This window comes from Dactylosporangium maewongense, assembly GCF_039531485.1.
Taxonomy (GTDB): domain Bacteria; phylum Actinomycetota; class Actinomycetes; order Mycobacteriales; family Micromonosporaceae; genus Dactylosporangium; species Dactylosporangium maewongense.
Genome location: NZ_BAAAQD010000057.1, coordinates 22,072 through 42,641 on the forward strand (window position 1 = coordinate 22,072; position 20,570 = coordinate 42,641).

Here is a 20,570-nt window from a genome sequence, read left to right on the forward strand (position 1 = left end):
TGCGTTCAGACCGTGCGGGTCGCCTTCGCGAGGTTCGCCTCCAGCTCGGCCTTCGTCTGCTTGACGACATACGCCGGCCGGTCGCGCTCGACGCGCCACGACTCGCTCAGCGGGCTGACGTCGACCGTGTCGAAGCCGATCCGGTCGTAGAGGTCCCTGGCGAAGTCGGCCGCGTCGGGATGGTCCGAGGACACCACCAGGGCGCGCCGGCCCGGCGTGCCGGACGGGGAACCGTCGGTCGTGATGTCGGCGGCGCCGATGTGGTTGAAGGCCTTGACCACCTTCGACTTGGGAAGGTGCTCCTGCAGCAATCCTGACGTGGTCGCCTCGCCCCGGTCGAGCTCGGCGAACCTGCCGTCGCGCTCCCAGTAGTAGTTGTTGGTGTCCAGCACGATCTTGCCGGCGAGCGGCTCGACCGGGACGTCCCGGAACTTTCCGAACGGCACCGTGACGACCACGACGTCGCCGGCTGCTCCAGCCTCCTGCGCGGTCGCCGCCCGGGCGGCCGGGCCGAGATCCTCGACGAGCGCCGACAGCGTCTCCGGCCCCCGCGAGTTCGCGATCACCACGTCGTGCCCGAGCGCGATCACCGCCCGCGCGACCTGGCTGCCGATGTTGCCTGCCCCGATGATTCCGAAAGTTGTCACGGTCGGCCCAACCAGGACGGCCTCCGCGAGTATTCCCCGACAATCCGACCGGAGAAATTGATCACGCGAACCCGCGTTCGCCGGCCTTGTCGTCGGGGCGGATCTCTGCGGAGCGCCCGCCAGCCGACCCCGAGAGGCTTGGATCTTCGGCAACTTCGATGGGTACGTCTTAGCTGCCTGGCGAACCATATTTAGCGACGGGCAGACCCAGATCCTCGACGCGCAGCACGTCCGCGACACCACGCAGCAGCGCTACGACGACGAGCTCGCCAAGATGAAGGAGTCCCTGGAGCTCGAACGCGCCCGGCTCAAGAATCAGTTCGACCTGGAGAGCAAGCGCCTGGAACAGGACTTCGAACGCGAGGCGCAGGTCCGGCGCGAGGAGCGCATGCGCCGCGAGGAACTGCAGTGGAAGGCGAAGTTCGAGCAGGAGCAGGCTCCTGCTCCTGCTGGTGGCGATCGCATTCCGGGCGCTGGTACGGCTGCTGCCGGTCGTCGACCGCCTCCTGGGCCCGGTCGGCGGCGCCCTGGCGACCGTCGGCGGGCTGCTGCTCCTGCTGCCGGAGTACCTGTCGACCGTCCTGATCCGTCGCGCCGGGCGCGACCCCTGGGGCGGCACGTTCACCTACGGCGAGGCGGTCGAGCACCTGGTCCTCGCCGGCCGCCGTGTAGGTCATCTCGCCGCCGACGCCCGGGTGCGCCGCCACGGTGGCGACGTGGGTCACGGTGGCGTCGGTGGCGAGCCCCCACGTGAACCGGTAGTTGTCCTCACCGTCGGCGTTGTCGGTCCACCGGATCGTGAGGCTGGTGTCGGTCCGGCTGAGCACCGTCATGCCGGTCGGGCGGGGCAGCTCGGGAGACTTCGTCGTCACGCAGACCTCGGCCGCCGCCTCGCTGAGGTCGTTGAACGCCACGACCCGGCAGCAGTCCGCGTGTTGGGTGTGACCGCCTGGTCCGTCCAGGTCCACGCGTTGGGGTGGCCGCGCCAGACCTCCTGCCACGCCCCGCCGGCAACCGACCGGTCGACGCGGTAGCCGGTCTCGCTGCCCGAGTTGTCCGTCCACTCCAGGTCGACCGCCTTGGAGGTCAGGTCCCAGTCCTGAAACGCCAGGATCGTCGGGGCGACGACCGGCGCCGGCACGTTGTAGGGCCGGCACCCGAGCAGGGTGTTGGTGCTGCCGTACGAGCGGTTGATCGCGTACGCGCAGAACGAGTGGTCGCCCCTCGCCATGTTCGCCGGCAGGGTCAGGTCGTAGCCGTGCGCCGCGCCGTACTCGGCGGGCAGGTCGGGCCGGTTCCCGTTCGCGGTGAAGGCACCGACGTACACGCCGCTGTCGTAGAGGTGCACGTCGGTCGGGGTCCACGGCTCGTCCGGGTCGACCGACCAGCCCCACACGCGCAGCTTGTCGCCGGTCCGCGTCACGCCGTCCAGCGCGCCGAACGGCTCGTGCTTCACGGTGTACTGCCGGCACCCCAGCTGCGTGTTGACGCTGCCCGCGCCGACGTTGAGGGCGTAGACGCAGATCGTGTGCGCCCCGTCCCCCGCTCCGGGATCCGGATCGTGTACCCGTGTGCGGTGCCGTACTCCGGGTACCCGGCCGGCGGCACGGCCAGCGGACCGTCGGCCCGGGCCGAACCGGTGAAGGCGCCGTCCTGGTACACGTGCAGATCCAGCGCGCCGGCCGTGTCGCCGTCGACCGCCCAGCCCTTCAGGACCAGGTCGGTCCCGGACCGGTCGAACTGGTCGACCGCGCCGACCGGGTCGACCGCGACGGCGAGCGCGATGCAGCCGATGTCGGCGCTCCCGACGATCGGGCCCGTGTTGTGCGCGACGGCGCACACCCGGTCTCCGGCCCGCGCCGGCACCGTCCCGGTGAAGCCCCCACTCGTACCGGTGGTCACCGTGCCGACGAAGGCGCCGACGCAGCTTGCGCCGCCGGCGTGGCCGCCTCCGGTTTCAGCACCCGTGCATTTCGCGTGCAAACCCGTCGATGCCGCGCTCGAGACGGACGGTGACCGGATGCCCCCGTTTCGCATCCGGTCACCGTCGCCGGCGGCCCGGACCGCCGCTCCCCCAACGGTCCGGGCCACCGCGCTGGCAGTCTGTCAACGCCGCGGTACGGGCGCCAGATGCCGGGACCGATCTGGGACGGCGGGACGGCGGAAACGGGCTGACCTGCGGGGATGTTGCGGTCTTGGGACGGCCGATAGGATGCAGCCCGCCCCGACACCTGGAGAGATGACGGCGATGCCGCACCGTCCCGGCGAGCTTGCCGCGCTGCTGACCGCGCTGAAGGACCGCAGCGGGCTCAGCTATGCCCGCATCGGGCAGAAGACGAACCTGAGCAAGTCGACGGTGCACCGGTTCGTCGCCGGGGCGGCGGTGCCGCAGGACTTCGGCACGGTGGAGCGGATCGCCACGGCGTGCGGGGCGGACCGTGACGAGCTCGACCGGCTCTATCCGCTGTGGGCCGCGGCCCCGCGACAAGACCCGGCCGCCACCGCAGACCCGGCCGCCACCGCAGACCCGGCCGCCGGCTCAGACCCGGCCGCCGGCTCAGAACCCGCCGCCACCGCAGGACCCGCCGCCTCGTCGAAGGCCGCCGTTGCACCGGTGCCGCGGCGCCTCGCCCTGTACGCCGGGCTGGCCGCGGTGCTGCTGGTGCTGGCGGGTGCGGTCGCGGCGGTGTGGTGGCGGGGCAGGGAAGACCGGCCGCAGACCGCGCCGCCGAGCGCGACCCCGCAGTGGATCAGCGGCCCGAGCTGGACGCTGCCCGCGCGACCGGTCCCGCCGGAGTACTTCGGGGTGACGATCAACAGCGCGACCGGGCACATGCCGGGGTTCACCACCGGCGCGGTGCGCCTGTGGGACAGCGAGACGGGCTGGTCGCGGGTGAACCCGGCGCGGGACCGGTTCGACTGGACGATCCTGGACCGGCTCGTCGAAGGGGCCGCCGCCGCCAGGCTGCCGGTGCTCTACACGATGGGCGGCACGCCGGCCTGGGCGGCGCCCAACGGCAAGCGGTCGGTCTACCCGGACAACGCGAAGTCGTCGCCGCCGGACGACCTGGCGGTGTGGGACGCGTACGTCAGCGCGCTGGTCGGCCGGTACAAGGGCCGCATCGCCGCCTACGAGCTGTGGGTGCTCGCCAACGACGCCCGGATGTACACCGGCAGCGTCGAAACCCTGGTCGAGATGACCCGCCGGGGCAACGCGATCATCCGCGCCACCGATCCCGCCGCCACCGTGGTCTGCCCGGGCATGGGCAACCTGTGGAGCGCCGAGGGCCAGCAGGTGCTGCGGGAGTTCGCCCGGCTCGGCGGCTACGAGTACTGCGACGCCGCCGCCGTCAAGCTGCACCAGCGCTCGCCGGAGGACCCGCCGGAGACGATGCTGGAGCTGACCACGCAGATCGACCGGCTCTTCCACGAGGCCGGCGTGCACCCGCCGCTGTGGAACACGGGCACGACCTACGCCATCCCGCTGGAGGGCCAGCTCGACCGGGCCCGCGCCCGCGACTACGCCGTCCGCTTCTACCTCGTCGGGCTGCTCGCCCGCACCACGAACCTGCACCGCATGTACTTCTACAACTGGGGCGGCACGAAGATCCCCATCGTGCTGCAGGCCGACGAGGGCGAGCCGACCGAGGCCGCCCTCGCCGTGCAGCAGTTGCAGCGCTGGCTCGCCGGCGCGCAGATCCGCTCCTGCGGCCACGGCCAGCCCGCCGGCCTGCCCCAGCACGCGTGGCAGTGCGAGTTCGTCGTGCCGACCCCGGCCGGCAACCGGCGCGCCGTCATCCGCTGGACCCACACCGGCTCGGTACGCCTGCACGCCGAGGCCACGGCGGAGGCGCTGCTCCGACTCGACGGCACGACGGAGCCCCTGGCTGGCGGCGCCGAGCTCACCCTGACCGAAACCCCCGTCATGATCCGCTACAGCGACCTGTGACATTACTCCCAGACCTCCGGCACCCTGCACCGCGGCGACCTGACGTCAGCGGCCTCGACCGCCTACACCGCCGCGGCGACGGCCGCGTCCACCACCCCGGCGGCCGCCTGCCGCAGCTGTGGCAACCCGAACACGATCTGCTCCCCCGACGGGCCCGGCACCAGCGCCGTCTGGGTCACCGACAGCGCCTCCTTCGCCAGCCTGGCCGGCACCAGCAGCTCCGCCGCCCCGCCGGACGGCGCCAGGAACTCCGCGACCGCCGCGTCCAGCGCGTCACCACCACCGTCCGCGGCGTCGACACTGGCGAGGACGTCGAACCCGCCACCCGTCCCGGCCAGCACCGTCGCGGTGAACCCGGCACCCAGGTCGCACACCACGAACGCCCGCTCCGCCAGCTCGGCACCACCGGCGAGCAGGTGCCAGCCCACCGCGACCGGCGCGGCCACCAGCTCCGCGTCGCCCGCCCCGGCCCGTTGCAGCGCGGTGCGCAGCGCGGCCCGCCGGCGCGGGCCCCACGAACCGGCGGTCACGACCCGCAGCACAGCAGCCCGCGAGCCCGCGGCCTGCGCCGCGGCCGCGAGCGCCACCCGCAGCAGCGCCGCGACCAGCTCCACTTTACGCATCGAATCTTGACCGTGTGACCTGGTGGTCACACCCAGCGACACCGATTGTTCTCAATGCGACCGGCATGACCGCTCGGCCCGACGCCGCCTGGTTCGAATCAGCCCTGTTGGCGAGCCGTCGGCGCCAGACGCCCGGAACCCGTGGCGGATTGCACGCTGGATCAGGAGCACCCCGGTACCGTGTCGTCGGCCCTGAGCCGCGCGGCGTGCCGATGCCAGATCAACGCCATGGTGATCTCATACTGCCGCTGCTCATATTCGGCTTGAACAGCCTCTTCTCCCTCGACATCGTCCACATACGCAGTGGTGAACCCGGCCACCGATGCTTTCCAGTCCAGGCCGAAGCGCGCCTTCGTCCCGTCGTCCAGTCGATGCCACCGCCGTGCGACATCCGTAATGACCAGCCGGCGGTCGTCCGCACTCTCGAGCCAGTTGCCGTGCTGCGCTCCCAGCTCGCCACCGACGATCTCGACGCACCTACCGATCATCGGCAACAACGTCACCGCAGGTGTTCCGGCTGCTCGGCCTGCTGCCGGCGGCCGAGCTCGACGGCGAGGTCGGCGCCGCCGCCAGTCGCCTGCCGGCGGCGGAGGTGGCGCCCCTGCTGGTCCGGCTGACCGACGCGAACCTGCTCAGCACCGTGCGCCCGGGCCGGTACGCGATGCACGACCTGCTCCGCGAGTTCGCCGCCGCGCTGGCCGCGTCAGCGGGACCGCGGTGCCGCCCGCGACGAGGGCGCACCAGTTGACCGTCAGTCCGACCCGGCTCTCGCTGGTGCCGACGCCCGCGGCGATGTCGCTGATCAGCCCGATCGGCGTGGTCTCACCGGTGACGACGATGAAGGCCAGGGTGGCCAGGGCGAACGTGGCGACGAGTTCGGTACGCGGTTGCATCGGCACCGACTCTGTCGCGGCCCGGGTCGGCCCCGCCCCCGAACGTGATCCACGACTCGCCGACCGGCCCGAACGTGGCGCCGGTCGGCGGGTGCACCTCAGGAACTTCAGTCGGGGAGGACGAACCGGCGGCGCCGGCGCCGGCCCACGAAGAACGCGACGGCGCCGATGGCGATCACGGCGGCGCCGACGAGGAGCGTGGGTCCGGTCTTGCTGCCGGTCACCGGGAGCCCAGGAGCTGAGCTGGACGGCGCCGGGGTGGCGGTGCGGCTGGGCTCGGGCTGGTTGCCGCCGGGGAGCAGGGGAAGGGCGAGGTCGGCCGTCTGGCCGCCGAGGACCTTGGCGTTCGCGGAGTTCTCGCCTTCGACCTGCCAGCCGGCGACGCTCAGCACGTAGACGCCGGCCGGCAGCGTCATGGTGAACGCGCCGTCGGTGCCCGTCTTGACCGTGCCGGCGGTCTTGCCCTTGGAGTCGGTGACGGTGAGGGTGACGCCGGCGAGCCCGGGCTGGGTGCTGTCGTGGTCGCCCTTCACGTCGACGTAGACCTTGCCGCTCAGCACGCCCGTGGAGCCGGGCACGTCGACGCGGAACGTGCCCATGTTGTCGGCGGGGTTGGCCTCACCCGCGTCGTTGGTGAACGACCAGCCGCCGTGTGCGGAGCCATCCACGGCCGCGGCCTGGTCGATCGTGCCGGCCCAGGCGATGGAGCGGCTCTCGCCCGGCGCGAGGTCGAACTGGTCGCTCGGCTCGTCGGTCTTGCGGTCGACGCCTTCCTCGTTACCGCCTTCGATACGGGCGTTCTTGGCGGTGGCCGTGCCGGCGTTCACGACGGTGAACGTGGTGGTGATGGCGTCACCGACGGCGTAGGTCGCCTTGACCGGGGCGACAGCGATGGTGACCCGCAGGTCGGGCAGGGACGCCGCCATGGCAGGGCTGGGCGCGACGAGGGCGACCGACGCGATGCCACCGGCGACAAGGGCGGCCGTGGACAGCAGAAGCCGCCTGAGGGGATGAGCGCTGCTCACAGTTCTCCTTATGCGATCCGGGTTGCCGCGGCAGCATATGCCCCCGCCAGCCATCCAGCTGCCCCGAATTCCGCACGCTGGCGACGCGCCCGAAGCGCTCGCTCGGCGGCAGCGGCCGCGGGTGTCTACGGCTTCGTGTTCTCGCGCTGTGCGCGTCGCTTCCAGGCGTCCTCGATGCCGGCGCGGACCGCTGCCCGGACGACGAGGTAGAGCGACGCGCAGCCGAGTGCCCACAGCAGGACGGTGACGCCCGCGGCCCCTGCATTCGGCATGCCGCCCGGCATAGAGGCACGTCGAATTCTTCGCGGGGCCCACCTCCCGGCCGCGCCTGATACAAGATGTGACTGGGTGAATCGCGTTGCGGGTCCGTCACGCACTGGAACAATGCATCGATGAAACCGGGTCGGATCCGCGAACCGCAGCAAGAGGCAGCTGCCCGTGATCGTGCCGCGGACCGGCGGGATCTGCTGCTGCTCAGCTGCGGTGTGGTGCTGCTGGCCTGCAACCTGCGTCCCGCTGTCACCAGCCTGCCGCCGATCTTCCCCGAGATGCAGACCCATCTACACCTGTCGCTGACGGCCGTCACCGTCGTCGCCACCATCCCCGTCCTGGCGTTCGGCGTGTTCGCGCCGGTCGCCGCGTCGTTCGGGCGGCGCTACGGCGAGGAGCGCACGCTCGCCGTGGCACTGCTCGTGCTGGCCGGTGCGCTGGCCGCGCGGGCAGCCTTCCCCGGCATCGCGCTGTTCGCCGCTACCGCCATGTCCGCCGGTGCCATCGCCGTCATGAGCGTCCTGCTGACCAGCATGATCAGGCGACGCCAGCCGCGGCGGACCGGGCTGCTGCTCGGGCTGTACCTGTTCGCGCTGTACATCGGCGCCATGGTCGGCTCCGCCGCCAGTGTGCCGCTGTTCGAGGCGTCCGGCGGCTCGTGGCTCGTGACGCTCGGCGTCTGGTGCCTGCCGGCGGTGGCGGCCCTGCTCGCGTGGCTGCCGCAGTGGTCCCGGCCCGCCGGGACCGCGCCGGGAGACGCGGGGAAAGCACCGGCCGTCTACCGGTCGGCGCTCGCCTGGCAGGTCGCGGCGTTCATGGGACTGCAGAGCCTCATCTACTACAGCACCCTGTCCTGGCTGCCGAGCTTCTTCCGCGACCGGGGCGCGACCCCGGGACAGGCCGGCCTGCTCGTGTCGATGCTCAGCATCGGCGGTCTGGTGACCGCGCTGATCACGCCGATGCTCGCGCAGCGGCGAGCCGATCAGCGGGTCCTGGCGGTCGCCGGAGTGACGATCTGTGCGGTGGGACTCGCCGGTGCGGTCGCGGCCCCGCTCAGCACCGCCGCGCTGTGGACCGGGCTGCTCGGGCTGGGACAGGGCGGCGTGATGGGGCTCGCGCTCTACTTCACCATGGCCCGCGCCGGCAGCGCCGCCGAGTCGATCAGCCTGTCGGCGATGGCGCAGTGCGTCGGGTACCTCCTGGCGACCACCGGCCCGCTCCTGGTCGGTCTGCTGCACGACGGCACCGGCGGCTGGCGCTGGCCGTTCGCCCTGCTGTTCTTCTTCACCGCCGCCAAGCTCGTCGCCGGCGTGCTGGCCGGACGCGCACGCACCCTTCGTGGCGCGGGAGCGGCGCGATGACCCCGCCATCCACACCGAGACGATCCTCGCCGGCCGCAGCGCCGTCCCGGCCGGCGCGACGACGGGGCATATTCCTGAAAACACTTTCGGCGATGCAAGTTTGAAGGGACAGATACGCACGCAATTTTCGTTATCCGTGGGATGGTGAAAGAGTCGGCATACGCCGATGAACAATGCATGTGGAAACGGGAGACCAGCGATCCCTTGACTCGGTTCTGCCTTTCACGCACATTGGAAACGCGTGGCCCGCCCCTTCAGAAATCCGCCCGCTCGTTGCCGCCGCATCATCGCGACGGCCACGCGGCCGGCCGACAGCACTGACGGAAGAGCGTCGATGATGATCAGGCACCGAGCCGGCGTGGACCGTGCCGCCCGGCCGATGGGCCGGGCCGCCACCGTCACCCGCGACCCTGCGGGCGACGCCGGGCTGGAGGATCGCGGCACGGCAACGGCCGCCGTCGAGGTGCCGCTACCGGTGCAGCCGGCCAGGATCCGCGCCTTCGCCGCGCCGGACCAGCCACGCGTCGGTGATGTGCGCGAACATCGCCTCCGCCGCGCCCGCCGCGTCCCGCGCGGCGATGCGTTCGTAGATGCGCCGGTGGCCGCGGTTGGCCTCCTCCCGCAGCGGGCGGTCCGTCCTGCCCACGTAGCGGTCGATGTTGGAGACCTGGTGCTGCAGCGACCGCACCACGGCCCGGCCGATGCGGTTCCCCGACGTCTGCATGATGACGTCGTGGAAGGCGGCGTCGTGCTCGTGGAACGTGTCGGCGTCGTCGACGGTCTTGTCCATGTGCTCCACGCACGCGAGCATCCGCTGCAGGGCCTGCGCGTCGGCCAGCCGGGCGGCGACGTTCGCCATGTCGGACTCCAGGAGCCGGCGGGTCACCACCACGTCGTCGAGGACCGCCAGATCCTCGTCCACGGCGATCGAGGCGGCGAGCACCAGCTCGTCCAGCAGGTCCCACATCGCCGGCGGGTTGACGACCGTGCCGCTGCCCTGCCGGACCTGGACCAGCCGCTTCTCCTGCAGGAGCTTCACACTCTCGCGCACCACGGTCCGGCTGACGGAGTACGTCTCGCACAGCACAGGCTCCGGAGGCAGCGCGCTGCCCGGCTCATAGGTCCCGCCGACGATGCGCTCCACCAGTTCGGCGGTGAGCGCCTTCGCGAGGCTGGCGGGCCCTCGAACCCATCCGGGAGGTGGTGAACCGTCCACGGTCGATTGCTGTGATGTTGTCATGTGCCCTCCGCCGACCCACCGCGGTCACGTGCTGCGGGTCGGCCAGAGTCTACCGAGCGACGCGGGCAGATGTGACGTCCCGCTCGCCGTTTCCGCGTGCCCGAAACCGAGCGGTCGGTGATGGGCACGTCACGTAGCGTCCGATCGGTCTGCGGCGGTGCGTTCACCGGCCCACCCGGTCGGCCTCGCGGCCGGCCTCCGGGGTCAGCCGCAGCCCGGCGCGGGACGGCCGGACGTGCGGTCCGTCGACCACGACCGGCGGGCTCGTGACCTGCAGGTCGACGATGCTCGCCTCGTCGACGAGGATGCCCAGGCCGGGCTCGTCGCCGAGCACGATGCCGCCGTCCTCGTACTGCTGGTCGACGGTGAGGCCGATCGGTGAGGAGACGTCCTGCACCTCGAAGGCCAGGTGGTTGGGCACGGCCGCGGCGGCGTGCGCCGTCGGGTTGGCGTGGTAGGCGACCGCGCTGACCGGCAGGTCGTGCCCGTGCGCGAGGGCGGCCACCCGCAGGAAGTGGGTGATCCCCCAGACGTTGCCGACCTGGACGATGTCGACGGCGTCGGCGTCCAGCAGCGGCCGGTACTGCTCCAGCCCCGTCAGGTTCTCCCCGGTGGCCACGGCGGCCCGGATGCCGCGGCGGACCGCGGCGAGCCCGGCGGCGTCCCAGCGGCGCACGGGCTCCTCGACCCAGGTGAGGTCGACGCCGCGTTCCAGGGCGGTCACGAACCGCACCGCCTGCGCGCGGTTCCATGACTCGTTCGCGTCGAACATGAGGGCGGGCTGCGCCGAGTTGCGCCGCAGCACCTCGTGCAGCCCTTCCAGCCGGCGCAGGTCCCGCTGCACGTCGTGGCCGCCCTTGAGCTTGGCGGCGCTGAACCCCCGGTCGGCGAACCCCTCGTAGAGGCGCATCAGGGCGTCGTCGTCCAGGGCGATGTCCAGCCCGGAGGCGTAGCCGGGCACGAACCGGTCCAGCGCGCCCAGGGTGCGCCACAGCGGCTCGCCGGCGGCCTTCGCCTTGAGGTCCCACAGCGCCATGTCGATCGCGCCGACGGCACCGAACGTCGCACCCGCGTGCCCGGTCTTGAACACCCAGTTCAGCATCCGGTCGTACAGGGCGGAGACGGCCCGCGGGTCCTCGCCTTCCACGGCGCCGAAGACCCGGCCGATGTCACCGTGCTGGCCGAGCCCGACGCCCTCCAGCCCGGCGTCGGTCTCCAGGATCAGCACATGCACGTCGGTACGCGGCTCCGACATCACCCCGTTGGCATCGCCGATCAGCCGCCCCCAGTCGTGCTTCGTCGTCAGGCTGCGGTATCCGGTGACTTTCACACGTGCTCCTTCTCGGCGTGGTTCGGTTTCACTCTTTGGTGCCGCCCGCCGTCATGCCCGCGACCAGGAACCGCTGGGCGGACACGAAGACGATCAGCACCGGCAGCACGGACACGACGGTCGCCAGGGCGAGCGTCGGCAGCTGCACCGACTGGGCGCCGGCGGAGCTGGGGTTGAACGCGGGTGTCGAGGCGAGCAGCGACGTCAGGCCGACCTGGACCGGGTAGCCGTCGCTGGACGGCAGCATCACGAAGGGCAGGAAGAAGTTGTTCCAGCTCTGCACGAAGCTGAAGAAGGCGACCAGGGCGACGATCGGCGTCGCCAGCGGCAGCGCGACCTTGGTGAACACCTCGAGCTCCGAGCATCCGTCGATGCGGGCGGCGGCGAGCAGGTCCCGCGGGACGCTGGTGGAGAAGTAGATGTAGGCGAGGTACACCCCGAACGGGAAGAACGACATGGGCAGGATCACCGACAGCGGGCTGCCGATCAGCCCCACCACGTTGAGCTCGAGGAAGATCGGCAGCACCAGAGCGGTGTTCGGGATGAGCATGACGATCAGCGTCAGCACCAGCAGCGACCGGCGGAACCGGAAGTCCGTCATCGCCATGGCGTAGCCGGCCGGGATGCTCGCGACGAGCGTGATCGCCAGGGCGCCCACCGCGTACAGCGCGGAGTTGCCGACCCACGCGGTCACCGCACCGTCCTGGAAGTCGAACAGCTGCCGCCAGTTGGCGGCCAGGTCGCCCGGCGTCCCGGGCAGGAACGGGCTGCCGACGAGCAGTTCGTGCGCCGACTTCGTGGTGGCCAGCAGCAGCCAGACGATCGGGATGGCGAAGAACAGCACGAAGACGGTGAGCACGACCGCGACGAGCGCGCGGCCCGCGGTGCCGCCGGCGCCGGCGCGGTGGCCCTTGGACGGTCCGGCCGGCACCTGCTGCGGGCGCCGGGTGAGCACTGTCGACATCGGCTCAGTCCCTTTCGAACAGCCCGCCGCGCGTCACGAAGACGGCCGACAGCGCGAGGGCGAAGACGAGCAGCAGCAGCGAGATGGCGGCCGCGGCGTTGAAGTCGTTCTGCTGGAAGGCGTACAGGTAGGCGAGCTGGTTGAGCGAGTAGTCGTTGGGCACGACCGCGTTGCTGGCCTGCGACAGCAGCTGCGGCTCGACGAACAGCTGCGTGCCGGCGGCGAGCGACATGATGCCCATGTACGAGATCCACTTGCGCAGCAGCGGCAGCTGGATGCGCCAGGCGATCTGCACCGGCCCGGCGCCGTCGATGCGCGCCGCCTCGATCACCTCGGCGCTGATGTTGTTGAGCGCGCCGTACATGATGACGATCCAGCCGCCGGCGCCGGTCCAGAACGCGATGACGGCGAAGATGGGTGGCAGGTGCGCGGGCGCGATGACCTGGTTGAAGCTGTCGAACCCGAACAGCCGCAGCAGCCCCCCGACCGGGCTGGCGGTCGGGTCGAGCACGAACAGCCACAGCAGCACGCTGGAGGCGCCGGCGACCGCACCCGGCAGGTAGAACACCAGCCGCAGGGTGCGACTCAGCCAGCGGGCGCCGACGGCGTGCACCACGATCGCCAGGAACGTCACCAGGACCACCAGCGAGACCAGCCAGATCGTCAGGTACCAGGCGACGTGCCCGACGGCGGGCAGGAACCGGAAGTCCCCGACGACCTTGGTGAAGTTGGTGATGCCGGCGAAGGCGCCGCCGCCGTCGGTGAACGCGAGGTAGAGGGCGTAGCCGGCCGGCAGGATACCGAAGGCGACCGCGAGCACGGCGTAGAGCGCGACGAAGGCGTAGCTGACCGCGCTGCGGTGCTCCGTGAGGCGGGGCCGCCCGCCCGGTCGGCGGGCGGCCTCGGATGCGGTCGTCACGTGACGGTGTAGCCGTCGACCTGGGCCTGGTTCTTGATCGCGGTCTGCCATTCGGGGAGCAGTCCGACCAGGCTCTTGCCGCTGACGATCGCGGGGGTGACGGTCTTGGCCCAGATGGCCTCCTGGCTGAAGATGCCGGAGCCCCATCCGCCCCAGATCTGCGGCCCCGCCTTGACCATCGCCTGCAGGTCGGTGGCGTAGTACCCGCTCGACTCCTGCTTCTTGATCCACTTGTCGGCGGCGGGCGCGTATGCGGGGTACCCCGGAGCGACGTTCACCTGGTAGTCGTCGGCCGTGGTGACGAACTCGGCGAACTTCCGGGCGGCCTTGAGGTTCTTGGAGTGGCTGCTGATGAACCAGGTGCCGCCGCCGACGTTGCCGGTCGCCACCTCCTCACCTTTCCACGCCAGTGGCGCGGCCACGCCGAGCCGGCCCTTCGGGACGTTGAGCGACTGTGGGTTGTTGAAGATGGCGCCGGCGTACCAGGCGGGGCCGGGCATCAGCAGCACCTTGTCCGCGTAGGTCTTGACGAACTCGGGCGAGAACACGCTGACGGTGGGCACCGTGCCGTTCTTGATGAGGGTGTCGAGCATCGAGGCGGCGCGCTTGCACTCCGTGGTGCCGGTGTTGACGGTCACCGTCTTCGGGCCGGTGATGCCGTTGGCCTGGCACTTGCTGCTCCAGAGGTAGATCTCGGGGGTGAACGCGTCACCGGCGGCGCCCACGATGTAGCCGGGGTGTTCGCGGGCCACTTTCTCGCCGAGGGCCTGGTAGTCCTCCCAGGTGGCCGGCAGGGTGTAGCCGAACTGGTCCAGCAGCGCCTTGTTGTGCCAGAGCACCACCTGGGCGAGGTCGTTGCGCAGGCAGTACACCTTGCCCTCGACGGTGCACGGGTTGAGCGCGCCGGCGGTGAACCGGTCCAGGGTCTCCTTGGCGACGAGGCCCTGGTCGAGCACGGCGGCGAAGGCCTGCTTGCCGTTGCTGCGCTGGCTGGCCCAGGCCGCGTCGTTGTTCTGGGTGGAGAAGACCACGTCGGGCCAGCCGCTGCCGGCGCGGTCGAACAGCTGCATCTTGGTGCGGAACGAGTTGGACCCGTTCGCCGACCCGTCGTAGGTGACGGCTTCCAGCTGCACGTCGGGGTTGGCCTTCTTGAAGGCGTCGACCGCCGAGGACCGGTCGGCGTCGACCCACACCGTGATCTTCGCCTTGTCGTCCTGTGCGGCCTGGGGGAATCCGTAGGAGCCGGTGGTGGTGCCGCTGTCGCTGCCGCAGCCGGAAACGGTGAGGGTGAGGGTGAGGGCCAACGCCGCCGCACCGACCCACCGCCGGGGGTGTCCGTGCTGTGCCTTTCCGACCATGTTCGTGTCCCTTGTTGTCGAAGACTGTGAGGAGCACCGATGCATCGCGCCCACAACATAGGGCATACGTATGACGTCTGCAAGCGCCTGTAACATATTCGTATTACGTCTGACGTCATCAGTTCCGTATGCTTGGGCGGCGTCGCGTCCAGCGCGCCACGGAGGTCGGGAGGCGCGATGACGGGAACACGGACGGGATCGCAGACGGCCGCGCCGTCGCCGGCCTGGAAGCGGCGGCCGGCGAACCTGGCCCGGGCCATCACCGCCGAACTGGTGAGTCGGATCGTGCGCGGACTGCACCTGCCGGGCACGCCGCTGCCGCCCGAGCCAGCGCTGTGCGAGATGTTCTCGGTGAGCCGCACCGTGGTCCGGGAGGCGGTGAAGCTGCTGCAGGAGAAGGGGCTCGTACAGGTCCGCCAGGGCAGCGGCACCATCGTCACACCGCCCGGCGCGTGGAACATGCTCGACGAGCTCGTGCTCGCCGCGAGCATCGCCGGGGACGACACGCTCGGCGTCCTCGACGACGTCGTCGTCACCCGGCGGCTGCTGGAGTCCGACATGGCCGGCGTCGCCGCCCGGCGCGCCGACCAGGACTCCGTCGACCGGCTCCGCTCGCTCGTGGACCGCATGGACGAGCTCGTCGACGACCACGTTACGTACGAGGAGCACGACCGCGCCTTCCACGACATCGTCATGCACGCATCCGGCAACCGCATCGCCCGCGGGGTGGTGAAGGCGCTGCAGAGTCAGGTCATCCACACCGCGCGGTACGTGGGGCGCACCGAGCGGGCCCTGTGCGTGGCGTCGAACCTGGGCCATCGGCGCGTGTACGAGTGCATCGCCGCGCACGACCCGGGCGGCGCCGCGGCGGCGATGTTCGCGCACATCACCGACGCCTGGCTGGCCCGCCGTGACGGGCCGGGCGGCGCGCTGCGGCTGCAGCGGTGAACCACCCGGCCCGCGGCCGCGCAGCTACGACGTGACCCGGCTCCACTGCTGGTTGGTGGCGCCGAGACAGTCCCAGATCTGGACCTTCGTACCGTTCGCGGTGCCCGCGGCGCTGACGTCCAGGCACTTGTTCGCCCCGACCGCCGTGACGCTGCCGTCGCCGTTGAGCCGGAACTGCTGGTTGGTCTGGCCGTTGCAGTCCCAGATCTCCACGGCGGTGCCGTTCGCGGTGCCGCGGCCCAGCACGTCGAGGCACTTGCCGCCGTTGTACAGCCGCAGCTCACCCGCCGTGGTCAGCGTGAGCCGCTGGTTCGTGCCGCCGTGGCAGTCCCAGATCTGCGCGAGGGCGCCGTTGGCCTGCGACGCTCCGGCGATGTCCAGACACCGGCCGGACGCCGTGCCACGCAGCGCGAAGGTGTCCGTCGGCTGCTGGGTGCCCTGAACACCGGCGGCGGCCATGACCGCCCGTGCCCCGCTCGGCCAGTTGCCGCCGCTCACCACGACCGTGCCGCTGTTGGTGTTGCCCCGGGTCCCGGTCTTGACGTTGCTGCCGTTGTTCGTGGTCCAGTTGCCGGTCAACGTCAGGTTGCCGGTGTTGTTGTTCGCCCACTCCTGGGTGTACGCCCAGGTACCGGTGTTGTCGAAGACGTTGTTCGCCGCGGAGACGTAGCGCGAGCCCTCGTCGAAGTACAGGCCGAGCCAGCCGTTGCTGTTGCGGAAGTAGTTCTCGTTGACCGTCGTGCCGGGGCTCGCCGACAGGTGGTAGAACGCGCCGGCGTCCGTCATCTGCTGGACCACGTCGTGCACGAAGTTGGCCGTGACCCGGTTGTTCGCCGCGACGGTGGGCGTGGTGTACCGGGGCTGGTAGTTGTACAGTCCCCGGTCCGTGTAGTCCTGGCTACCGCCCGGGTCGTTGGCGCCCCACCCGTAGCCCAGGGCGATCCCGGAGTAGGGCAGGTTGTACAGCTCGTTGTGCGCCATCGTCGAGCCGGCGGTGTACGTCATGAGCAGCCCGACGTGGCTGCGGTACTCCGACGCGACGTCGTGCACGACGTTGTTGCTCACGGTGATGTTGCTGTTGGTCATCCGGCTGTCGCTGGGATGGTGCGCGTCGGCCTGGACGCCGCCGGCGATGACGGCGCCGGCCGAGAGGTACTCGAACGTGTTGCCGGTCACCGTGATGTCGCGGGCGCCGAGCCCGACGCCGGTGGCATGCGCGTTGGCGTCGTTGCCGATGCCGAGACCGACCTGGCCGAGGTTGGTGAACCGGTTGCCGGTGAAGGACACCGTGTTCGCGGCGGACACCTGCACCGCGGCGGGCATCTGCCGCCACGCGGGGCGGGTCGCCTCGAAGAGCTGGCAGCCCGACTGGCAGGAGGTGAGCGCGTCGCCCGGACGGTTCCAGGTGCCGTACATGTACGCGCCGGTCTGCTGGTCGGCGTAGCCCTGGCCGCTGCTGGGCTGCAGCCAGCTGGTGCCGGAGAACTGCAGACCGGAGAAGGTCAGATGGTGGGCCGGCGACGCGTAGGTGCCGCCGACGCGCAGCAGCGACTCCAGCCGCGGCAGCTGGACGTCGGCGGTGGCCATGCTCTGCCCGGACAGCGGCTTGTAATAGAGGGCACCGGCGGTCGTGTCGAGGTACCACTCCCCCTCGGCGTCCAGGAACTCCCGGGCGTTCACCAGGTACATCGGTCCGCCGCGGAACGGCCTGGTGATCGTGTCGTAGCCCCAGGTGTTGTTGTTCCACGCGGGCTGCTGCATGGTGAGCGTGTTGTTGGCGATCGTCTGCACGGGCACGTACCGGTCGGTGAACGAGTCGACCGACTCCAGCTCGGCCCGGCTCTTGGCGGCGAGGTTGTTGAGGTAGGACAGCGCCCCGGTGGTGAAGCTGAGCCCGGTCGTCGAGGCGGTGAAGTCCGCGCGGTTGACCTGGGTGCGGGCCCTGGTGGCGATGCGGCCGTCGACGTAGAGCTGGCGGCTGTCGAAGCCGGTGCCGACGTCGGCCCGCCAGATGTTGCGGGCGGTGTCGGACACGGTCCATCCGGTGATCTTCCGCGCGCCGGAGAGGATCGGGCGGGTCCCGGCGGCGGCCTGCCAGGTGACGGTGTGGCCGTTGGTGCCGGAGTCGGCGGCGGTGAAGGTGAGCGGCGCGCCGAGGGAGTACGTGCCGCCGGCGAGCTGCACGACGATGTCGCCCGTCATGGCCGGCGCGCTCGCCCTGACGGACGTCTGCGCCTGCGACAGCGAGCAGGGCTGGGCGGCGGTGCAGGCGGTGCCGGAGCCGGCCGGCGCGGCGTACAGCGTCTGCATGACGGCGGCGGTGGAGGGCGGCGGGAGGACCGCGACGCCGCCGGCGACGAGGACCACCGCGAAGGCTCTGGTGAGCGCGGCGGCTCTGTGGAAGGGGTTCAAGGACACGGAGCGCTCCTTCAGGCATGTGCGGGAGCGGCCGGGGGTCCGGCCGCTCCTTCGTACGTCGGGCCGGTCAGGTCAGGGCAGGGTCCACTTCTGGTTCGCCGCACCGGAGATGCAGGTCCACAGGTGCACCACCGTGCCGTCGGCGGAGTTGTTGCCCGACACGTCCAGGCACTTGCCGGACTGCGGGTTGCGCAGCGTGCCGTCCGACTGCGCCGCCCACGTCTGGTTGCCGCCGCCGTTGCACGTCCACAGCTGCACCTTCGTGCCGTTCGCGGTGCCGCCGCCGTTGACGTCCAGGCACTTGCCGAGCGCCTGCAGCGTCTGACCGGAGCGGGTCCAGGTCTGCGCCGCGTTGCCCTGGCAGGTGTACAGCTGGATCTGCGTGCCGTTGGCCGAGCTGCCGCCCCGCACGTCCAGACACTTGCCCGCCAGGCCCTTGACGGGGCCGACGCCGGCCGGCTGGGTGCCGGACTCCTTGATCCGGATGTTGCGGAACGCGACCGTGTCCCCGCTGCCGTGGTTCTGGATGCCGATGTAGCCGTCGAGGTTGCGGTTCGGATCGGTGTTGGTGAAGTCGTTGATCAGCGTGCCGTTGAGGTACACCCGGATCCGCTGGCCCTCGACGAGCACCTCGAAGGTGTTCCACTCCCCCGGCGGGTTGAGCGCCGCGTCCCGGGCGGCGATGTCGGCGGCCTTGACCCCGTAGATCGCGCCGGTGGTGCGGTCGTCGGTGTCGGTCGCGTCGATCTGGATCTCGTAGCCCTGGTTCTGGGCGATGTTCGGGTCGCTGCCGGGATTCGGGAACCCCACCTGGATCCCGGAGTTGCTGTCCCCGGTCATCCGCCAGTCCGCCTTCAGCGAGTACGACGTGTACTGCTTGGCGCTGTACCACAGCAGCCCCAGCCCACCGGTCGAGGTGAGGGTGGCGTCGGTGTTGGTGAAACCGCCGGGGCCCGACTGGGTCCAGCCGGTCGTGGAGCCGTTGTACAGGGTGGTGTAGCCGGTCTCGGGCCGGCAGTCGGCGTTCGCCCGCTTCGCCGCGTAGCGGATGCCGCCGAGCAGCTCCGCGCGCAGCGCCGTCTCACTGTAGGACGCCTGGCTGTGCCCGAGCCCGGTGTAGAACGACCGTCCGCTGTCGATGGTCTTGCACCAGGTGATCGGGTGGTCGGCGCCCATCGTGCCGCCGGAGTACGACGACTCGTCCAGCGTCGAGAGCACCCGTGCGGTGGAGCGCGGGTTGCTCTGGTAGTTGTACAGCTCGTCGGTGCGGGTCCAGGTCTGCGCCAGGTGCGCCGTGGCCGGGTGGGCCCGGTTCTCGGTCTTCACGTTCACCTGCTGGATCGCCGGATGCGAGGCGAAGTACGCCCCGACGAGCTGACCGTAGAAGGTCCAGCTGTACTCGGTGTCGGCGGCGGAGTGGATGCCGACGTATCCGCCGCCGCCGCGGATGTAGGACTCGAACGCGGCCTGCTGGGTGTCGTTGAGCACGTCGCCGGTGGTGCTGAGGAACACCACGGCCTCGTACTGGGCGAGGTTCGCGGTGGTGAAGCGGGTGGCGTCCTCGGTGGCGGTGACCGTGAAGTTGTTGGCCGCGCCCAGGTCCCGGATGGCCTGGATGCCGGTGCCGATCGAGTCGTGCCGGAAGCCGGCGGTCTTGGAGAACACGAGGACGTCGTACGGGGCGTCCGCGGCCGCGGCGGGCGAGGCCGAGGTGAGGGTGCCGGCGGCGAGGGCGATGGCGGCGCCCGCACCGGCGAGAAGTCTGCGCATGGTTCCTCCGTCTGGCAGGGGTCTGGCAGGGGTGACGGCGGCGCCCGCGCGGGTGCGCGGGCGCCGGGCCCGTCAGGTCAGGGCAGGGTCCACTTCTGGTTGGCGGCGCCGCTGATGCACGTCCACAGGTGCACCACGGTGCCGTCGGCGGAGTTGTTGCCGGACACGTCCAGGCACTTGCCGGACTGCGGGTTGCGCAGCGTGCCGTCCGACTGCGCCGCCCACGTCTGGTTGGCGCCGCCGTTGCACGTCCACAGCTGCACCTTCGTGCCGTCGGCCGTGGCGCCGCCGTTGACGTCGAGGCACTTGCCGAGTGCCTGCAGCGTCTGCCCGGAGCGCGTCCACGTCTGACCGGCGGCGCCGGAGCACGTGTACAGCTGGATCTGCGTGCCGTTGGCCGAGCTGCCGCCCCGCACGTCCAGGCACTTGCCCGCCAGCCCCTTCACCGGGCCGACGCCGGACTGCTGGGTGCCGGTGGAGAAGGTGAAGCTGTCGACGTCGAACAGCAGGCCGGTGCCGCTGCCGGCGAACGTGAGGTACAGCGACGTGGTGCCGGCCGGCGGGCTGGTGATCGCCGCGGTGACGGTGGTGAACGTCTCCCACGAGCCCGTCACCGGGATCGTGGCGGAGCCGATGACGGTGCCCGTCGGCGAGCCGGTGCGGAACTGCACGGTGCCGCCCGATCCCGCGGACGAGGCACGCACCTGGACGGAGGTGGCGTTGTTCACCTTGTACGGGTCGAACTGGATCCAGTCGCCGTTGTTGATGTCGCCGACGGTCTTGCCGCCCTCGGCGGTCGTCTTGGTGAACGTGTTGATGCCCGACGACGTCTTGAAGTGCTCCGCCTGCCGCTTG

General features: G+C 71.0%; 20 protein-coding genes. 4 read left to right on the plus strand and 16 right to left on the minus strand.

The annotated features are described in order from the left end of the window. Positions 1-5: 5 nt before the first annotated feature. The 4 genes from ABD332_RS58240 to ABD332_RS58255 form a co-directional block, all read right to left on the minus strand. Positions 6-647, minus strand: a complete 642-nt coding sequence (locus ABD332_RS58240; protein WP_327010634.1) for an NADPH-dependent F420 reductase — start codon at positions 645-647, stop codon at positions 6-8. Between the two features lie 169 nt (positions 648-816). Continuing rightward, complete coding sequence (locus tag ABD332_RS58245; RefSeq protein WP_344515496.1) at positions 817-1,272, minus strand: hypothetical protein; 456 nt, start codon at positions 1,270-1,272, stop codon at positions 817-819. 243 nt (positions 1,273-1,515) lie between these two features. Continuing rightward, complete coding sequence (locus ABD332_RS58250; protein WP_344515498.1) at positions 1,516-2,103, minus strand: hypothetical protein; 588 nt, start codon at positions 2,101-2,103, stop codon at positions 1,516-1,518. Then, on the minus strand, positions 2,100-2,549 hold the full coding sequence (locus tag ABD332_RS58255) for a hypothetical protein (RefSeq protein WP_344515500.1): 450 nt from the start codon (positions 2,547-2,549) through the stop codon (positions 2,100-2,102). The genes ABD332_RS58250 and ABD332_RS58255 overlap by 4 nt, the downstream gene beginning before the upstream one ends. 346 nt (positions 2,550-2,895) lie before the next feature. Between ABD332_RS58255 and ABD332_RS58260 the strand changes: the two genes are divergently transcribed. Further along, positions 2,896-4,596 (plus strand): helix-turn-helix domain-containing protein, encoded by a 1,701-nt coding sequence (locus tag ABD332_RS58260; RefSeq protein ID WP_344515502.1) that lies wholly within the window; start codon positions 2,896-2,898, stop codon positions 4,594-4,596. A gap of 62 nt (positions 4,597-4,658) precedes the next feature. Here the strand turns inward: ABD332_RS58260 and ABD332_RS58265 are convergent, their stop codons facing one another. Together ABD332_RS58265 and ABD332_RS58270 are read right to left on the minus strand one after the other, a co-directional pair. After that, positions 4,659-5,219, minus strand: a complete 561-nt coding sequence (locus tag ABD332_RS58265; RefSeq protein ID WP_344515504.1) for an Hsp70 family protein — start codon at positions 5,217-5,219, stop codon at positions 4,659-4,661. A 161-nt stretch (positions 5,220-5,380) separates the two neighbouring features. Then, on the minus strand, positions 5,381-5,722 hold the full coding sequence (locus ABD332_RS58270; RefSeq protein ID WP_344515506.1) for a hypothetical protein: 342 nt from the start codon (positions 5,720-5,722) through the stop codon (positions 5,381-5,383). A 5-nt stretch (positions 5,723-5,727) separates the two neighbouring features. Here ABD332_RS58270 and ABD332_RS58275 point away from each other — a divergent pair, with 5 nt between their 5' ends. Then, on the plus strand, positions 5,728-5,967 hold the full coding sequence (locus tag ABD332_RS58275) for a hypothetical protein (RefSeq protein WP_344515507.1): 240 nt from the start codon (positions 5,728-5,730) through the stop codon (positions 5,965-5,967). Positions 5,968-6,219: 252 nt separating this feature from the next. On the opposite strand, the gene ABD332_RS58280 is transcribed toward ABD332_RS58275, so the two are convergent. Together ABD332_RS58280 and ABD332_RS58285 are read right to left on the minus strand one after the other, a co-directional pair. Beyond that, complete coding sequence (locus ABD332_RS58280) at positions 6,220-7,137, minus strand: LPXTG cell wall anchor domain-containing protein (protein ID WP_344515509.1); 918 nt, start codon at positions 7,135-7,137, stop codon at positions 6,220-6,222. A 125-nt stretch (positions 7,138-7,262) separates the two neighbouring features. Beyond that, on the minus strand, positions 7,263-7,409 hold the full coding sequence (locus ABD332_RS58285; RefSeq protein WP_344515511.1) for a hypothetical protein: 147 nt from the start codon (positions 7,407-7,409) through the stop codon (positions 7,263-7,265). A gap of 120 nt (positions 7,410-7,529) precedes the next feature. On the opposite strand from ABD332_RS58285, the gene ABD332_RS58290 reads away from it, so the two are divergent. Next, on the plus strand, positions 7,530-8,768 hold the full coding sequence (locus ABD332_RS58290) for an MFS transporter (protein ID WP_344515513.1): 1,239 nt from the start codon (positions 7,530-7,532) through the stop codon (positions 8,766-8,768). Between the two features lie 469 nt (positions 8,769-9,237). Here the strand turns inward: ABD332_RS58290 and ABD332_RS58295 are convergent, their stop codons facing one another. From ABD332_RS58295 to ABD332_RS58315, 5 genes are all read right to left on the minus strand, one after another. After that, complete coding sequence (locus ABD332_RS58295; RefSeq protein WP_344515515.1) at positions 9,238-10,008, minus strand: FadR/GntR family transcriptional regulator; 771 nt, start codon at positions 10,006-10,008, stop codon at positions 9,238-9,240. A gap of 163 nt (positions 10,009-10,171) precedes the next feature. Then, entirely contained in the window at positions 10,172-11,338 is a 1,167-nt protein-coding gene (locus ABD332_RS58300) for a mandelate racemase/muconate lactonizing enzyme family protein (protein WP_344515516.1), read from the minus strand. Between the two features lie 28 nt (positions 11,339-11,366). Beyond that, on the minus strand, positions 11,367-12,302 hold the full coding sequence (locus ABD332_RS58305; RefSeq protein ID WP_344515518.1) for a carbohydrate ABC transporter permease: 936 nt from the start codon (positions 12,300-12,302) through the stop codon (positions 11,367-11,369). Positions 12,303-12,306: 4 nt separating this feature from the next. Then, positions 12,307-13,221: a carbohydrate ABC transporter permease gene (locus ABD332_RS58310; RefSeq protein WP_344515520.1), complete on the minus strand. Its 915-nt coding sequence runs from the start codon at positions 13,219-13,221 to the stop codon at positions 12,307-12,309. Next, complete coding sequence (locus ABD332_RS58315; RefSeq protein ID WP_344515522.1) at positions 13,218-14,579, minus strand: ABC transporter substrate-binding protein; 1,362 nt, start codon at positions 14,577-14,579, stop codon at positions 13,218-13,220. The genes ABD332_RS58310 and ABD332_RS58315 overlap by 4 nt, the downstream gene beginning before the upstream one ends. A 177-nt stretch (positions 14,580-14,756) precedes the next feature. Here ABD332_RS58315 and ABD332_RS58320 point away from each other — a divergent pair, with 177 nt between their 5' ends. Beyond that, complete coding sequence (locus tag ABD332_RS58320) at positions 14,757-15,527, plus strand: FadR/GntR family transcriptional regulator (RefSeq protein ID WP_344515523.1); 771 nt, start codon at positions 14,757-14,759, stop codon at positions 15,525-15,527. 24 nt (positions 15,528-15,551) lie between these two features. Here ABD332_RS58320 and ABD332_RS58325 read toward each other — a convergent pair whose 3' ends face one another. From ABD332_RS58325 to ABD332_RS58335, 3 genes are all read right to left on the minus strand, one after another. Continuing rightward, positions 15,552-17,945, minus strand: coding sequence for a ricin-type beta-trefoil lectin domain protein (locus ABD332_RS58325; RefSeq protein ID WP_344515525.1), 2,394 nt, complete (start codon positions 17,943-17,945; stop codon positions 15,552-15,554). A gap of 72 nt (positions 17,946-18,017) precedes the next feature. Further along, complete coding sequence (locus tag ABD332_RS58330; RefSeq protein WP_344515527.1) at positions 18,018-19,715, minus strand: ThuA domain-containing protein; 1,698 nt, start codon at positions 19,713-19,715, stop codon at positions 18,018-18,020. A 77-nt stretch (positions 19,716-19,792) separates the two neighbouring features. After that, positions 19,793-20,570 (minus strand): carbohydrate-binding protein (locus ABD332_RS58335; protein ID WP_344515529.1); only part of this gene is annotated, 778 nt, incomplete at its 5' end.

What these genes read in the sequence shown, in the direction of transcription:
- ABD332_RS58260 (WP_344515502.1), top strand. Translation starts at nt 2,896, where the DNA reads ATGCCGCACCGTCCCGGCGAGCTTGCCGCGCTGCTGACCGCGCTGAAG.
- ABD332_RS58265 (WP_344515504.1), bottom strand. Translation starts at nt 5,219, where the DNA reads ATGCGTAAAGTGGAGCTGGTCGCGGCGCTGCTGCGGGTGGCGCTCGCG.
- ABD332_RS58285 (WP_344515511.1), bottom strand. Translation starts at nt 7,409, where the DNA reads ATGCCGAATGCAGGGGCCGCGGGCGTCACCGTCCTGCTGTGGGCACTC.
- ABD332_RS58290 (WP_344515513.1), top strand. Translation starts at nt 7,530, where the DNA reads ATGAAACCGGGTCGGATCCGCGAACCGCAGCAAGAGGCAGCTGCCCGT.
- ABD332_RS58295 (WP_344515515.1), bottom strand. Translation starts at nt 10,008, where the DNA reads ATGACAACATCACAGCAATCGACCGTGGACGGTTCACCACCTCCCGGA.
- ABD332_RS58305 (WP_344515518.1), bottom strand. Translation starts at nt 12,302, where the DNA reads ATGTCGACAGTGCTCACCCGGCGCCCGCAGCAGGTGCCGGCCGGACCG.
- ABD332_RS58315 (WP_344515522.1), bottom strand. Translation starts at nt 14,579, where the DNA reads ATGGTCGGAAAGGCACAGCACGGACACCCCCGGCGGTGGGTCGGTGCG.
- ABD332_RS58320 (WP_344515523.1), top strand. Translation starts at nt 14,757, where the DNA reads ATGACGGGAACACGGACGGGATCGCAGACGGCCGCGCCGTCGCCGGCC.
- ABD332_RS58330 (WP_344515527.1), bottom strand. Translation starts at nt 19,715, where the DNA reads ATGCGCAGACTTCTCGCCGGTGCGGGCGCCGCCATCGCCCTCGCCGCC.